At 44.8% G+C, this 15,354-nt stretch carries 13 protein-coding genes; 8 read left to right on the top strand and 5 right to left on the bottom strand.

Translation table 11 applies throughout. The features are described from left to right. The 4 genes from NF543_RS24410 to NF543_RS24395 all read left to right on the top strand — a co-directional run. Positions 1–587 (top strand): helix-turn-helix transcriptional regulator (locus NF543_RS24410; RefSeq protein WP_257670780.1); only part of this gene is annotated, 587 nt, incomplete at its 5' end. 52 nt (positions 588–639) lie between these two features. Then, entirely contained in the window at positions 640–849 is a 210-nt protein-coding gene (vapB, locus tag NF543_RS24405; protein WP_257670781.1) for a type II toxin-antitoxin system VapB family antitoxin, read from the top strand. Between the two features lie 440 nt (positions 850–1,289). Further along, positions 1,290–1,664, top strand: coding sequence for a hypothetical protein (locus NF543_RS24400; RefSeq protein ID WP_257670782.1), 375 nt, complete (start codon positions 1,290–1,292; stop codon positions 1,662–1,664). 63 nt (positions 1,665–1,727) lie between these two features. Beyond that, on the top strand, positions 1,728–2,252 hold the full coding sequence (locus NF543_RS24395) for a hypothetical protein (RefSeq protein ID WP_257670783.1): 525 nt from the start codon (positions 1,728–1,730) through the stop codon (positions 2,250–2,252). A 65-nt stretch (positions 2,253–2,317) separates the two neighbouring features. Here NF543_RS24395 and NF543_RS24390 read toward each other — a convergent pair whose 3' ends face one another. The 3 genes from NF543_RS24390 to NF543_RS24380 are packed head-to-tail and all read right to left on the bottom strand — an operon-like array spanning position 2,318 to position 8,284. Continuing rightward, on the bottom strand, positions 2,318–3,610 hold the full coding sequence (locus NF543_RS24390; RefSeq protein ID WP_257670784.1) for a TlpA family protein disulfide reductase: 1,293 nt from the start codon (positions 3,608–3,610) through the stop codon (positions 2,318–2,320). 4 nt (positions 3,611–3,614) lie between these two features. Beyond that, entirely contained in the window at positions 3,615–4,988 is a 1,374-nt protein-coding gene (locus NF543_RS24385; RefSeq protein ID WP_257670785.1) for a RagB/SusD family nutrient uptake outer membrane protein, read from the bottom strand. Positions 4,989–5,008: 20 nt separating this feature from the next. Continuing rightward, positions 5,009–8,284 (bottom strand): SusC/RagA family TonB-linked outer membrane protein, encoded by a 3,276-nt coding sequence (locus NF543_RS24380; protein ID WP_257670786.1) that lies wholly within the window; start codon positions 8,282–8,284, stop codon positions 5,009–5,011. Between the two features lie 701 nt (positions 8,285–8,985). Between NF543_RS24380 and NF543_RS24375 the strand changes: the two genes are divergently transcribed. Continuing rightward, on the top strand, positions 8,986–9,504 hold the full coding sequence (locus NF543_RS24375) for a hypothetical protein (protein ID WP_257670787.1): 519 nt from the start codon (positions 8,986–8,988) through the stop codon (positions 9,502–9,504). 200 nt (positions 9,505–9,704) lie between these two features. Here the strand turns inward: NF543_RS24375 and NF543_RS24370 are convergent, their stop codons facing one another. Both NF543_RS24370 and NF543_RS24365 read right to left on the bottom strand, forming a co-directional pair. Beyond that, a complete protein-coding gene (locus NF543_RS24370; protein ID WP_257670788.1) occupies positions 9,705–10,526 on the bottom strand; it encodes a DUF4249 family protein in 822 nt (273 codons plus the stop codon). A gap of 17 nt (positions 10,527–10,543) precedes the next feature. Beyond that, entirely contained in the window at positions 10,544–12,916 is a 2,373-nt protein-coding gene (locus tag NF543_RS24365) for a TonB-dependent receptor (RefSeq protein WP_257670789.1), read from the bottom strand. A gap of 248 nt (positions 12,917–13,164) precedes the next feature. Between NF543_RS24365 and NF543_RS24360 the strand changes: the two genes are divergently transcribed. The 3 genes from NF543_RS24360 (at position 13,165) to NF543_RS24350 (ending at position 15,298) form a co-directional block, all read left to right on the top strand. After that, positions 13,165–14,172, top strand: a complete 1,008-nt coding sequence (locus NF543_RS24360) for a sensor histidine kinase (RefSeq protein ID WP_257670790.1) — start codon at positions 13,165–13,167, stop codon at positions 14,170–14,172. A gap of 102 nt (positions 14,173–14,274) precedes the next feature. After that, entirely contained in the window at positions 14,275–14,556 is a 282-nt protein-coding gene (locus tag NF543_RS24355) for a response regulator (RefSeq protein WP_257670791.1), read from the top strand. A 19-nt stretch (positions 14,557–14,575) separates the two neighbouring features. After that, entirely contained in the window at positions 14,576–15,298 is a 723-nt protein-coding gene (locus NF543_RS24350; protein WP_257670792.1) for a LytR/AlgR family response regulator transcription factor, read from the top strand. The last annotated feature ends 56 nt before the right edge of the window (positions 15,299–15,354 follow it).

The following is a 15,354-nucleotide window of genomic DNA, read 5'->3' as shown; positions in this document are numbered from 1 at the left end:
AAGAACTATTGGAACGCCTGCGCACAAAAAATCACCGCTGCCGTACATCCAAGGCCCATCGGATGGACGACCAAATGCGCATTACCGTGGTTGGCCTGTTAAACCTTCCATTCATGGAGGGCATGAAGCTTGACCATGCCATCGACGGGTATGTTGTGCAGCTCCATGAATTGCACCGGCTTCGATACGCGCTCCCTACAGCAACCCATGAGCGGCGGAACGCACCGGAACAACACCCGAACACGCTCATTGAAGCTATCGAGCAGGGCGTACGGCAGCAGCTCAAAGCCCAGCGCTATCCATCAGTAGACAAGCTAGCTACCGACCTTGGCAAGTCTCGCCAGCTGCTGCACCGCCGCTTCCACAAGTCTAAGGGCCAATCCATCAAAGCCTACATCACGGACGCGGTCATGGAGGCAGCACTAAGGCTGTTGCGTGATGAGCGGCTACCCCCGGCCGCCGTGGCGTACAGGCTGGGCTATACCGAGCAGACTTCCTTCAACCATCAGTTCAAAGGCTATTATGGTATGTCGCCCAGCGAGGCAAGGGAGACGAAGGAGGCACCAACGATTCAAGGAACCAAATAGAGTTGCACATTAACGATTTTTAGACTATTTTTGTCATAATAAAACGGGTTCCATGTCAGACGTGCAACTATACACCAAGCTATCAAACCTCCCTTCGTCGCTTAAGGGTGAGGTTGCTGATTTCATTGATTTTCTTGTGTATAAATCGAAAAGTAAAAAAAACAAAGCCAAACCAAGGGTTGCAGGTAAGGCCAAAGGATTGATTGTGATGAAATCAAATTTTGACGCCCCCCTTCCAGGATTCGAAGATTATACCAAATGAATCTTCTGCTGGATACTCATGCACTGATCTGGTACATCACCGATAGCCGCAGGCTACCCGCAAAGACGCGGTCATTGATCGAACTTCCCGAAAATCATTGTTTTGTCAGTTTAGCTACCTACTGGGAGATGGCTGTAAAAAATTCCCACAATACGAAGTAAACCTACTTTGGTAATCCTATTCTTCAATACCCCTTCGCCGGGTTTACGAACACGTTAAACCAATTGGCATTCACTTTATGTCCTAGCCGTACGATCACGAGATTCTTTGCCTCGCTGACATATCGGATTCCGTGTCCGGCGCAGTTTCCAGAGCGAGCTTACCGGTGTTCTTGTGCATGATACCTTTTCCATTTTCTATAGCCCACTTTACAAAATAGCAATAGCCAGGGTTTACAAAGTAGCAAACCGACTGGCCGTTAATGGGCTATTTTTGCTTTCATGAAGGAAGCAATACATCCAAACACACGATATGGCGAGGGGGGACAGACCTGGGTGGTTTGGTCCAAACGGATACGGGTGAAGGTAAAGCGGTGGAAAGCGCAACTGTACAGGGAGTACCTGAAACGCAAGCGTGGACAATTGGCGCAAACCACCCGGATTGCCTTACGCTATATCCGGTTGATCATCCGGTTCATATGCATGTCCCGCGGTATGGTTTATCGGACACCCGCCCTTCCCTACGGAGCGTTCCATGAATCCGTTCATGACCGAAGATATGCTTTGTTCCGGCGCAGGGCCGTGGGGAAAGCATTTCGGATGTCTCCGCTCCAGATACCGGCGCATCCGCGGCGTGGTCAGCCGTTGACCGACTAACCAATATTTATTTTAAAACTTAAAACGGTAAGCATTTCCGTATAACTAAATGCCTTTAAGGTTATGAAAGCAATAACCAAAATACTCAAGAAAGTCGCCGGACAGGCCCGAAAAGCGGTATTGTTCGGTGCATTGGCAGGTGGGATAAGCATGATGTCTTATGCCACGGAAACAACCGTAGGCCCAACCATCGAGAAGGCCCAATTGGAAGCGGTGAATGTTAGTTTGGAAGCGGTTGTAGCCGCAATCACGAAGGTGGACCCGAATTGGGTGAAGGGCTTGCCGGTGATAAAGGAAAGCGTTAAACCAATGGTTAAACAAGCGGCAATGCTGGCCCCCCAGTGGTTTATACTGGTCAACGAGAGTGAACCGCTTGACCCTGATAGCTACCGTCCGGCTGACCCCGGAGAGGAAGAAAGCCTTTGCGAGGGTGACGAGGGCGTATGTGCCATCAATGCGTTCCCCGATACCGGCAACCAGCATCCGAGGTTAGACCCGATGCAGACCTATGATGCGGCGCTTATTACGGAAATACAGACCGCTGAAACTGGTCCGGCAAACCAAAGTCTGGTGAAACAGAAAAATTAGCCGATCTGGACGGACATCAGCACAGCGACGCCCCTTTCACGTCGCTGTGCTGATGTTGTTTTAAGTTACCGCTCTTCGATCACCAGCATATCCAATTGCCTCGTCGTTTCTTTCAGCTCGTACCCGTACTTCCGCACCTCAAGCCTAACCGAATCGATATCACGAAGCGTTGCATAGGTCAGTTTGCTCGCGATAACTGATTTACCGTCAATCCCGTCACCCAATAGCACCGGTGGATTTTGCCGGTTCAGATTGAGGCTTCTCACAATTGATTTAATGGAATAGGTATAAGCCGTGCTATCTCCCTCATCTTGCCGGGTATTGCCCGGTATGGGCATACGCGGACGATCTGTCTTAACCAGTTCCAGACACGCCATAGCTTTCCGCTCCACCCTCCCATTTAACGCCAAAAATCTATTGAGATCCAAGCGCATATTCTCCATCACTTCATCTGCGGATCCTGCTAAGGGGTACAACACTTCATAGCAATACGAATAGTTGGCCAGCCATTCGTTGTAGTACATACTCGCGTCGTCATATACAAACCTCAGCGAATCCCTGACCAGGATAAGCTGTCTTGTTGGATAAGAGAGTTCCGGATGCTTACCCTGAACGGCTTTGGTATACAATTGGACAATGGGCGAATTGATGTAAAGGATGCGACCGGTTTGATTGACCGAGTCCTTTTCATCCAGGGAAAAATATCCGGTGCCTTTCAACGCTCCCGTTATGGTGGCGTAGAAATGTGGGAAAGCGTGTGTTTCCATATGCGTGCGCTCCATCAGCGGTTTGGAGAAGTCATACTCGATTACCGCGCTTTTGTCAATCCAGTCCACTTCCTTGTTGTCTATGATTTTTTGGATGTTCTCCGCAGTTACGTAATCGGTATTCGTGATGGCCCTGACGACCAGATCACGGTCCAGCCAGACCACATGGGGCACACCCCGATGGGGGAAATACCGGTGCAATAAGGTATCTTGGATCACGGTAGGCAACGATAGCTCCTTGGTAAACTTGTTTTTCCGCCAGAATGCGGCAATCGTCGCTGAATCCTGCCTGGTTACCGGCACGATCAACAGCTTGTCGCCAAACTCTTCCTGCAGTTTCTGCAACTTCGGAAATGCCGCTATGCAGCTGCTGCACCACGTAGACCAAAAATCAATTAATACCGCTTTCCCGTGATCTGATTTGCCGAGCGGGATACTGTTGCCATTTCCATTGACCAACGGGCCAACGGTCATTTCGCTCAGCGTATCCCCTATCGCAAGCGCCTTTACCTGACTGTACACACTTGTCGGATGGCAGATCAATAAGACCGACAGTCCGATAAGCCCAATCCTGATTATCAAATTCTTCATCATATCAGGGGTTTTGGGGCATGTTATTTATCGTAATCACATCGTGCGGAATAAGCAGGGTAAACCTTGGGCTTTCGGCGGGCAATTCATAGCCATTGCCATCCATTGTTCTTTTCGGCGCGGTGAAAAACCGGGGGTCATTCCTGAGCCGCCTCAAGTCTGTCCAGCGCGTACCCCGGAAGAGCAGTTCCTTGCGCCGTTCGCCAAGAATGAGCGCAAGGGCTTCTTCGGCATCTGTGGCAGTAAGCGGCACAAAGGCCCCGTGATCAAACCGGGAAGCCAGCAGCACATTGAGGTCTTCCATTGCCGCTTCCGTATTGCCACTCCGGGCCTGGGCTTCCGCCCGGACTAAGTATATTTCATCGGTGGCTATCCCGCCGAACACATACCCGGTGCTCACACCACTTCCATCATAATCCCCCTTGAACGCATGGGATCCATCGGCATTTTCCTTGAAGTAGACGATCTTCCTTAGGTCGTCATCCGCATAGGATTGATATAAATTGGTGTCAATTTTGGCCCGCGATGGATGCAGTGCTGCGTTTACCGTGCCCCTGGCATGAAAAATCACCTCCTCGTTGAACCGGGATATCGGCGCGTTTGCGGACGCATCCAACGCATTGAAATCCATCAGCGAGTCGTACAATTGCAGGCATGAATCTGCATACGCCCCCGCATTTTCGAAATCGTTCATGGCGAGGTACGCCCTTGCAAGCCACCCGAAAGCGGCGGGTTTGCTGGGCCGGCTTTTGACCAGCGGCACCACCGGCAGCAATCGGGCTGCTTCCTTGAGATCGCTGATCATGCTTGCATAGGTTTCTTTGACGGAGGAACGGACCACGGGATCCTTATAGTCCGCAGTATACCGCAGCGCGATACCCGCCCCTACCTGTTCATTATTTGCATCGTAAGGCTGCCCGTAGAGCTGCGCCACTGCATAGTGAAGAGCCGCCCTCAGGAAAAGTGCGCTGCCCTTGATCTGGTTGAACTGACTCGTTTCCGCCGATTGGTAGGGAATGTTTGGCAGCTGTTCCAATACCACATTGGCGATATACACCACCATATAGGGTCTTGTATAGGCACTCGCATCGGTATCATCCGCTATCCACAGGTAATTGTTGCGGTCATACAGATTAGATAACGAGGTCCAATCCTGGTCAGACAGGTAATAATTATCCGAGAGCACCTCGCTCGTAGCCGGATAGCCTACATTGTTGATATTGCTGTAATCATCCAGCATGTACTGCAAATCCTGTAGGCTCGATGGCGTGGTCAGCTTAGCGTTCGGTTTGGCATCCAGGTAGCGCTCGCACGACTGCAATGCACATGCCATGGCCGCGACGGTAAGCAGCGTTAATATGTTGATTGTTCTTTTCATTTCATTTATACGTTTGATGGCTAAAAACTGGCGGTAAAACCGAATGCGATGCTTCTTGGCGGCAACAACCCGCTTGTGTATTCAGGATCGAGCGATTCCCTGTTTCCTTTCCAGATCATCAGATTCAGGTTGCTGACGTATCCGTAGAACATGAGGTTATCCATCTTCAGCGTATCCAACCATCTTTTCCGGAGCCGGTAATTAAGCCTCACGTCGGCCAGCCGGATGCTGCCCGCATTTTCCACATTGATATCAGCACTGTTGTAAAACCGATCCCGGTTTGTCGACGGGTTGGGATAGATCATCGAGGGCACATTCGTGTGCTGCTCGTCGCCCGGTTGTTGCCAGCGGAGCATAAATTCCGGATGCACCCTTCCCCTTACGAACACGTCGTTATAAGAAAGGCTATTACGCCTGTAATAGTGCCCAAGCCGGTAGGTGACATTCGCAGACAGTTCGACATCCCCATAGCGGAAGGTATTCAGCAGGTTGCCAAAATGCGGTGGCGTGGATGCCCCATGCAGCACCTGCTCGGTAATCGGCAGCCTGGTCAGCGCATTATAGTCCGTGCTCGGCACCCCTGCTATAAATCCCTGCAGGTTGCCCGTAGCCGGGTCCAGCCCGGCCCAGCGATAGCTCACAATCGCGTACGGGTGCTTTCCTACCAACGGTTGGATGGTATTGCCGTTGCTCACGAACCCATCGTCGTTGAACGTACCCAGATACGCCGTTACCTCGTTATACACGTAGTTGAACAAAAAGCTGGTCTGCCAGCCGAACATCGGCAAACGGATGTTGTCACTGTGCAACACAACATCAATCCCCTTGCCTTTCAGCGATGCCGAGTTGGTTATCATGGATACGATACCCGTAGTCGGGTCGAGCCGTTCGGCCCCGTAGACATCGACCGAATTTTTCGAGTAGTATTCCGCGCTGCCCCGCAGCCTGTTTCCTGCCGATGCGAAATCAACCCCGATATTGAATGTACTGATTCTCTCCCACCGGAGGTTGGGATTGGGGTGGTTCTGGATGCTCGCGTTGGGCAGATTGGTGACGGTATTAAGCGAAGCCGGCCAAAGCATGATGGTGGTAAGTGCCGAACGGAAGGGGTTGATGTTGCCACTTTTACCGTAGGTTGCCCGCATTTTGAGGTAGGGCAGCCAGGGTGCTTGATAGAAGCGCTCATTTGAAACCGTCCAGCCCGTACCGAGCGACCATAATGGGGTTCCCTTTTCGTTTGCCTTCACGCCGAATATGTTTGATGCATCCTTGCGGATACTGGCAGAGACGGTATAACGGTTTGCATACGCGTAGGCTGCGTTTGCATAAACGGAAACGAAGCGGTCAAGCAGGCTTTCCATGTTGTTTCCCTGCGGTATGTATTCATTGGTTCCCAGCATGGTGCGGAACGGTTGCGTATGGTTGACCGTTGCGATGTTCAGCCTATCGTCATACCCATATATCAACCCGGTGTTTGACCGGTTGCGCACCTGCCGCACCTCGCCGCCCGCTATCGCGTTGAGGGCATGGCCGATACCCCACTGCTTATCCACGTTTACCTGCCCCCTGAATGAATGGGCCTCGCGGTCTGCACCGGCCGTTTCCAGAAGGCCACCCAGCGGTACCGCATAGGTCACATCGCCCCCGTTGATCTGCGAAAACCGGTTGATTGCATCGCGTGCCCGGAACGTGTGGATGCTGTTGTTGTTCCTTGTTGACGATGCCGCATGCTGGTACTGGTATTTGGCGTCAAGGCTGAGGAACGGGGTTACTTTATAGAGAACCCCCAGCCCTCCGATCAGCGTTTTGGCGTTTGATGTATTATCATTATTGGCCAATTCGTCCAGCGGGCGGTATTTCCAATCTAGCAGCAGCCCCCTCCCAGCCGTATCCGTATAATTTTCGCTGTACTTGGAAGCTATGGACAGGTGCTCCCCATTTTCGCCCGCCAAACGCATGTATGGCGGCAGGTCCCTGCTGCCGAGTGCGATATCCCCATATCCACCGGGGCTGTTCCCCGCGGTGTTTGCCACCGAATAATTGATATTGGCCCGCAGGGAGATGTTTTTCGCAACTTCCATGGTGGTGTTTGTGGTAGCGCTGATCCGTTCATAGCTATTGCCTCTCAGCGAAGGCAGGTTGTTGTCATACCCCAATGAAAACGCGTAGCGCATACGGTCTGCACCGCCCCGTATATTCATGGCATGCTGCTGGTTTACCGTTTGCCGATAGAGATACCGGCTGAAATCATCCCGGCTATCCAAAAGGCTTAGCCGTTGCAACTCGGCGGCAACGGCTGCCTCGTCGATATCGCCATTGCGTTGACGCAGCAGCAGCTCAACAACGGGCGAGAGCGGAGGCTTGGTTGCCCTGTTGATATCGGCATTAAAGGCTCCGCTTTCGAACAGCATCGTTTCCATACCGATGTATTCCGCGGCTGGTAGTTGTGGGATTGCAAACAGATCCGGCCTTTCGGCGAGGGTAATGTTGGAGTTTATGGAGATTACGGGTTTGGCATCAGGGATACCCTTTTTGGTGGTGATGACGATCACGCCGTTTCCTGCCCTTGCCCCCCATATCGAAGCGGCAGCGGCATCCTTCAGAATGGTGATGCTCTCCACATCGTTTGGATTGATGCTGGATATATCGCCTTCGAAGGGAAAGTTATCCACTACAATCAACGGGCTTAAGCGGGAATTTTGCAGGCCGCTCAGCCCCCGTACCTGTATCTGCGTTCCAAAAAGCACATCGTTACGATTGAATACCACACCGCTGGTAATGCCATCCAATCGCTCCAAGATATTGGTGGATATGCTCCTATTCAGCAATTCGTTATCGATCTGTACGAAACTACCCGTAGCCCGTTCTTTAGGGATGGTCTGGTAGCCAGTGCTCACTTCTACCTCTTCCAGCAGGTTTTCGCTTAGCACTAGCGTGAAGCGGTATGGGCCGGTATTGCCATCACCAAACTTTTCTTCGATGGTTTCATGGCCGATGTAGGAGATAATGAGCGTACCGTTTTGCTGGGGAGCTTGCAGTGTGAACCCGCCGTCACGGCCGCTGGTTGTCTTCATGGAACTGCTCTTTACCGCGATCGTGACGCCGGGTATTGGGCTGCCCGCGGTATCGGCAACAACGCCCGACAACACAGGCCCCGAAGGCTCGGGGCGCTGTGCGTGGGCATACAAACACATGATCGTTGCTACAGCCAACAGGCTGAAATATCGTATATAAGTGTGTTTAAGTTTATGTTTGGAAAGAGCATACCCCTCCCCTATGCGTAAAAATCGTTTCATTTAGTTTAATCATGTTTGCCGAAATAATTGGGTCCTAATGCTGTTGCGAGTAGTTGCCTTTGCTTGAAAAAATCATGTCATTGTGATGGTGTTTAGCACAAAAAAGCACCAAATCCACCTATTGGAGCAACTAGTCAGTGGTTCCAGCTATTCCTAGACAGGACTATTAATGATATTCTTTAGTAGCAGTTTTTTTGAAAAAAAACGCAATAAAACAAGAAAAGCACGAGTACCACTACAAATCTGTAATGGTCGTTCGTGCTTTAATTCTTTAATCGTATTCATGATTCGTAATATTTCAACGAACCCGAAAGATTAAAGATGGGCTGACTGCCTACTTATCTGTGCAACAGAGGCTCCGCTAGGGCCCGCCTACTCGTCGCCTAGGGCCAACTTTCAGCTTCATCAGTGCTAGACCGACTACCATGCGTGATGAAGTAAGCGCCAACCCGTACCCTAGGAAATATCTTGGTACCTCCCAAAGATAGGAGTTAAAGCGCATTACTCACACTCGCATGGTGAAATTTAGCGGATTTCTATTGCGAGGGTTCGTTTATATTTTATCGTCTTTAAATAATTACTATTTCTTCTTTACTCTACCTTTTTATTAAACATTACTTACTCGCAAATATAAAAATATAAATTAAAAAAAAGAATTTATTTGCGGATTATTAATTCATTTTAAATATTCTTTTGTTGTTATGAAAGCCTATAACGCTAGAATAACGGCAACAAACATCCAAAATTACTTCAAGCAAAGTGGGTTAACAATGGAGGCATTCGCCAACTTGTTAGATATCTCAAAAAGGTGGCTAGAATACGTATTCTCTAAAAAAAAGAATTATGAATTCGACCCTAACACGGTTCAAAAAGCATGTGACTTTTTTGTTGCAGATTTCAGGAAATTCACAACAGAGCTACAAGCTGTTCCTGCTGATTTACGAGAAACACTTCAAAAGAAGCATGCTAAAAGTCCAGAATACAGCAAACTCCTCAATGACGAACCCTCCCTCCCATTTATAGTAGAAAATATACTCGTAAACGATGATGAATTTGCATCTACGTCAGGGGTGGAAGTAAAAGAAATAAAGAGAATTATTAGGAAATACTACCCTAAAATCGAATTGACTAACCTTTCCAAAACCCTTCAGGAGTCCGAGCACATTCATTATTGGCCTCACCCCACTAAAAAGAAAACCAATGTTTATAAGGTGAAGTAGTGGTATTATTTTCCGCCAACGCCTACTGATTGACATTTTGAAATAACGAAATGTCCGTCGAGTAACGGTTTTATCTTCTCGATTACCTTTTGAGTGTTAACATTTGTTCTAAAAATTAATACTTCTTGGATTAGGTCGCCCATATTTCATACTGTTGATTGAGGGGGCTAAATATATACAATATCTTTGCCCCCGATTAATTACTGTATAGTATAGTCCTTTACGTCCACTTCTGACAATCTGAAATATCCATAAGCAAAATTTGCGAAATGGGTCTGATTGATGATATTTCCTCTCACCGAACCGGGTGTTGTTTGAAACGGGCCAGAACCAGTCCCAGATGCTGCTAACAATTTTCTGAAGTAATCATAAAATCTCTTGGAAATTCCATACAGCCTTATGTTTATCATATCTCCGGCTTTCAGCTCTTTGTCAGAAAAGTATTCCTGCATTAGGTTGCCTTGACTATTCTCGTCATTTTTGGGTTTATAATCCGGAAACGTTGATACAGGCGATAAAATACGGTGTAGATAGTAATTTTCCTCATTGCCATTATCCTGATAGTAGTACTTGATTTCCACATTATCACCTCCAAATCCACCGGTATTATTTTGTTCAATATTATTTTCAATATTCGGCACTCCTATACAAGTTTCGGTTGCGGTATAAATCTCCCCATTTAAAACTACTTTTAATGTATAGGTTTCCCCGATAACCGGATGGAAATTGGAGCAGATATATTCTCCCGTACCGGGATTTTCTATAAAACTAAAAACATTATTTGCTGAATTTGTAATAACTATATTGGCTCCTGAAAGTGTTGGAAATATCGTACTGTAATATCCGGTTGTGGTGGAGAGTTTGATTTTCTGCTCATTGCCTGTCGTACCCTTTACCCAATCAATCGATGCGTCAATTACCAATTTCGGTTCTGTTGTTTCTAAATCCACTTCCACTACTTTTGTGCAAGAAAGAAGAAAAAAACCGAATGAAACAATCAGGTATTTAAGTGTATTTTTCATTTTTTATATTATTAGAATTAAAATCTGAAATTGTAAGTCACCCCCGGTATGATACCGAAAATCGATATCCTCTTCGCTTCGCTCAACCCTGTTTCTCTGTTTTGCTCAAACATAATAGATGCGGCGTTGCTTCTATTGTAAACATTGTAAATACTGAACACCCATTCACTTTTCCACCTTTTTTTGCTGTCAGGTTTTGGTGTCCACGTTGCCGATAAGTCCAAATGATGGTAAGCTGGAAGCGAGTTAAGATTTCGCTCTCCGTAATTCGCAATCGTAATTCCCTGATACTGATATTTGCCGATGGGATAGGTCGCAGCTTTCCCTGTCTGGTAGGTGAAAATACCGCCAAAACTCCATTTTTTCGTCAGTTGATAGGCAGCTGTAAGTGAAAAGTTGTGTGTTTTATCGTAATTGGCGCGATACCATTCGCCGTTGTTAATGCCCGACTCGTCTGCATTTCTTCCCGGTGTACGCTGTTCTGCTCTTGAAAGTGTATAAGAAAGCCATCCAGTTAGCTTTCCTGTATTTTTCTTTAGCATCAGTTCCAACCCGTAGGCTCGTGCTTCTCCGTTAAGCAATACCTGTTCAATGGCTTTGTGTGCAATCAATTCGGCTCCGTCAATATAATCGGCTTTATTTTTAATATTCTTATAGAATGTTTCTGCTTCCAAAGAATAATCCCCATAGCGGAAATTCCGAAAATATCCTAACGCATACTGGTCTAAAACCTGAGGCTTCAAATACTGGTCGCTTGGAGCCCAGATATCAAGCGGAGAAACGGAAGCCGTGTTGGAAATTAAATGTATATATTGGCTCATTCGGTTATAACTCGCTTTGACAGATTGGTCATCGTTAATAGCATAAGAAATCGCTAAGCGAGGCTCTAAATTGCCAAAATCAACAATTTTCTTATTCTTACCGTAATTTATAGTACCTGTTGGCATTCCCTCTTCGTAAATCTGTAATTCGGGATTAAAGACTACTGCCTGATTATTGGCATAAACATTCACTTCTTGTTCGCCTAATCTTAGAAAACGGCTGTATCTAAGTCCATAATTCAATGAAATTTTATCCGAAAGATTGTGTTCGGCACTGACGTACAACGCATTTTCCCACGCATATTTTTGAGCAATCTGGTAGGGATTAATCGGTGAAGTAGCATCCATCGGTTTTATCGTACCGGGATTAAACTGATAGTAAATTGAATTGACACCATAACTCAAATTCAGCTTGTTCGATAAATAGTGTTTAAAGTCGTATTTAAAGTTGTAGTTTTTAATCGTTGATTTCCAATCAATCCCCACCATCTTTATTTTCAGTCCATAATCATAATTGCTGTAAATAGCTGATGCGTTGGAAAATAATTTATCAGAAAAAATATGGTTCCAACGTAGATTAAGGAATGAATTTCCATAGTTGTTGATGAAAAAATTGTTGAAACTCATATTGTCGTTTCCTAAATACCCTGATAGAAATATGTTATTCTTGTCGTTCAGTCTGTAATTCAATTTGGCATTCAAATCATAGAAAGAAGCAGCATTGGGTTCGCCTGCAATTTTCATAAAAAGATGTGCGTAAGAACCACGACCTGCAACTACAAAAGAGCTTTTTTCTTTTACAATTGGCCCCTCTACCAATAATCGGCTGGAAACAGCACCTATTCCACCATTGACGTGAAATTCCTTATTATTTCCCTCTTTTTGATAAATGTCTAAAACAGAAGAAGTACGTCCGCCGAAACTGGCGGGTATTCCACCTTTATAAAGCTTTAAGTCTTTAATCACATCTGCATTAAAAACCGAGATGAAGCCGAACAGGTGCGAGGTATTATATACAACTGCCTCATCCATCAATACTAAATTCCCATCAACTGAACCGCCTCTGACGTTAAACCCTGTCGCTCCCTCCTGTGCGTTGGCTACTCCCGGAAGTTGTAAAATAGATTTCAAGATGTCTACTTCTCCCATCATAGCAGGCATTTTCTTGATAGTGGAAATAGGGAGTTTGTTTACACTCATTTCCGGTTTTCGGATGTTTGTTTTTAATGGGTTAGACGTGACAACAACTTCATCCAAAGAAGTGCTGTTTTCCGCCAACTCAAAATTCAATTTAGTGTTTCCTGTCAGAGAAATCTGCTGCTCGATGTTCTCAAAACCGACATAACTGATTACAATGGTATAATCTCCTTTAGGAACAGTAATGGAGTAGAAACCATATTCATTGGTAGTTGCACCCGTCTTTAATTTAGGAAAGTAGATGCTAACCCCAATGAGTGTTTCGCTGTTACCAGCATCGAAAATTGTTCCACTCAATGTGAATTTTTCCTGCGAGTAAGCTGCGAATGAAATGCTTACAAACAGTAGTGTATAAATGAACTTGTATCTCATCTTTTAAAAATCGATTTAACAATAGAAATTTGGACACAAAACTATTCCTTTTGGATAACCGCTTTTTTTAATTATACCAAAAGCGGTACCTTTTATAGCAAAGTATGTAGGGGCACTACAAAATATATTTCTTGTTTTAAACGTTTTTATAGTGCTTCCTGATTTCGTATAAAAAGCGAACACTTTCGTATAAAAGCAGGTCAGACCATAGCTTTATAATGTTAGCTTTGTTCTTTTCAATTTTATAAATGAATGATTTTAACCATCAACAGCTTACTAGCGAAAACGTGCTTTTTCGTTTCATTATTTCACCTGACCGCAGGATATTCCGGCATCTGCTACTCATTGTTTTTATAGGTACTGTGTTGTACAACAGCACTTCCGTAATTGCCAATCCGATAGTGGTATTTGTATATTTTATTGTATTATTCTATATAAATATGTACGTGCTAGTGCCAAAGCTTTTGTTCAAAAATAGAAATATAGAATACTGCTTATCTGTGGTCAGTATCCTTGTTGTAGTGGCTATTTGTGGTTATTTTTTCAATCCTTTTAATAAAGAAAATGGGCTGAATATCCCACTTTTTTCCTTTCTTACTGTGCTGCTGTTAGCGGCTTCATCTTCCATAAAACTGTTTCAGAAGGGAATGAAGGACAAGCAATTAATCTACGAGCTGGAACAGTCTAAAACTTATGCAGAATTGGAACAATTGAAAAACCAAATCAACCCACATTTTTTGTTTAATATGCTAAACAATGCCAATGTCCTGACCAAGAAAGACCCTGAAAAAGCATCACAGGTTTTAATCAAGTTGAGTGATTTGCTACGTTACCAACTGTATGACAGCGCAAGAGACAAAGTATTGTTGACTTCCGATATTCATTTCTTGGAAGACTTTCTGAATTTGGAAAAAGTAAGGCGTGACAGCTTTGATTTTCTGATTTCCAAAGAGGGTAATTTGAGTGGTGTACAAATTCCTCCTTTGCTTTTTATTTCCTTTGTAGAAAATGCTGTAAAGCACAACAACGATGCAACAAAATCATCGTATGTAAACCTGTTTTTCGATGTAAGAAACGATGAACTTTTCTTTAAATGTATCAACTCCAAACCTGTGCTAAAATCCATTAATAATACAGGTGGTTTGGGGTTGACAAATATCAAACGAAGACTGGAACTTTTGTTTCCGACAGCACATAGTTTAAATATCGAAGATGACCCGGAGAGGTATTGCGTAACCTTAACCATAAAACTATGACATGCATACTAGTAAGTGATGAGCTATTGGCGAGAAACGCAATCAAGACGTTGATTAACCAAACGGATAATCTAACATTGGTGGCATCGTTTAGCAATACATTTGAGGCTTCAAGATTTGTCCCAAAATACTGGGGATTTAGTATTCTTTGATATTCAAATAGATGAAAGAAAGAGTTATGAGTTTATTAAGGCAATCCCACACAAAACGTTTGTGATTTTTATTTCTGATTTTTTTTCAACTGCAATCAAAGCATTTAAACCTCACACTATAATTAGTCCGAAATTGCATAGGTTTAAAGAAGCGGTTAATATGGCAAGAGCCTATTCCAAAGTCGAAAAAAGAGAAAATTCAAATACTCAAGACGATTATTTCGTTATATAATAATTTAAATTACAAAACTATGAACTGTATTATCATAGATGATGAACCGTTGGCAAGAGAAGCCATAGAAATGTTGATTAACCAAACCGATGATTTAGATTTAATCGGTTCGTTCAACAGCCCAAAGGCTGCCACAAATTTTATGGAAAGTAATACCGTTGAGTTAATCTTTCTTGATATACAAATGCCGGGAATTAATGGAATTGAATTTGCACGAACCATTCCGAAAGAAACATTTATAATTTTCACAACCGCCTATTCTGAATTTGCTACCGACAGCTACGAGGTAGATGCGATTGACTATCTGATAAAACCCGTAAAATTAGAGCGTTTTCAAAAGGCTGTTGAAAAAGCCCACACCTACTCCAAATTATTCAAAGCGGATTATGCTGATAACAATATTGAGCAGGTAGCTGACGATTTTTTCTTTGTGAAAGCAGACCGAAGAATTTTTAAGGTCTATTTCAATAACATACTTTTTATTCAAGGTTTAAAAGATTATGTCGTGATGCACACCGAAAATCAGAAAGTAATTACGGCAATGAATATCAAAACTATCCACGACCAATTACCAAAAGATATGTTTGTGCGAGTAAGCAAATCCTATATCATCAATGTTAAGCATATCGGTTCTGTGGATAATAACACAGTGTACATAGGTACAAACGAAATCCCTATTGGAAATATTTATAGGGATTTCTTTTTCAATGAATTTGTAACTAAAAAGATTTTGAGCAGGTAGTTTACGTATTTGGTAGTGTAACGTGAACTGTGTCATCCGGATCAACCTATTCCTAA

Origin of the sequence: Parapedobacter tibetensis, from assembly GCF_024704835.1 — a bacterium.
Taxonomy (GTDB): domain Bacteria; phylum Bacteroidota; class Bacteroidia; order Sphingobacteriales; family Sphingobacteriaceae; genus Parapedobacter; species Parapedobacter tibetensis.
This window is presented reverse-complemented; position numbering and strand designations above follow the sequence as displayed.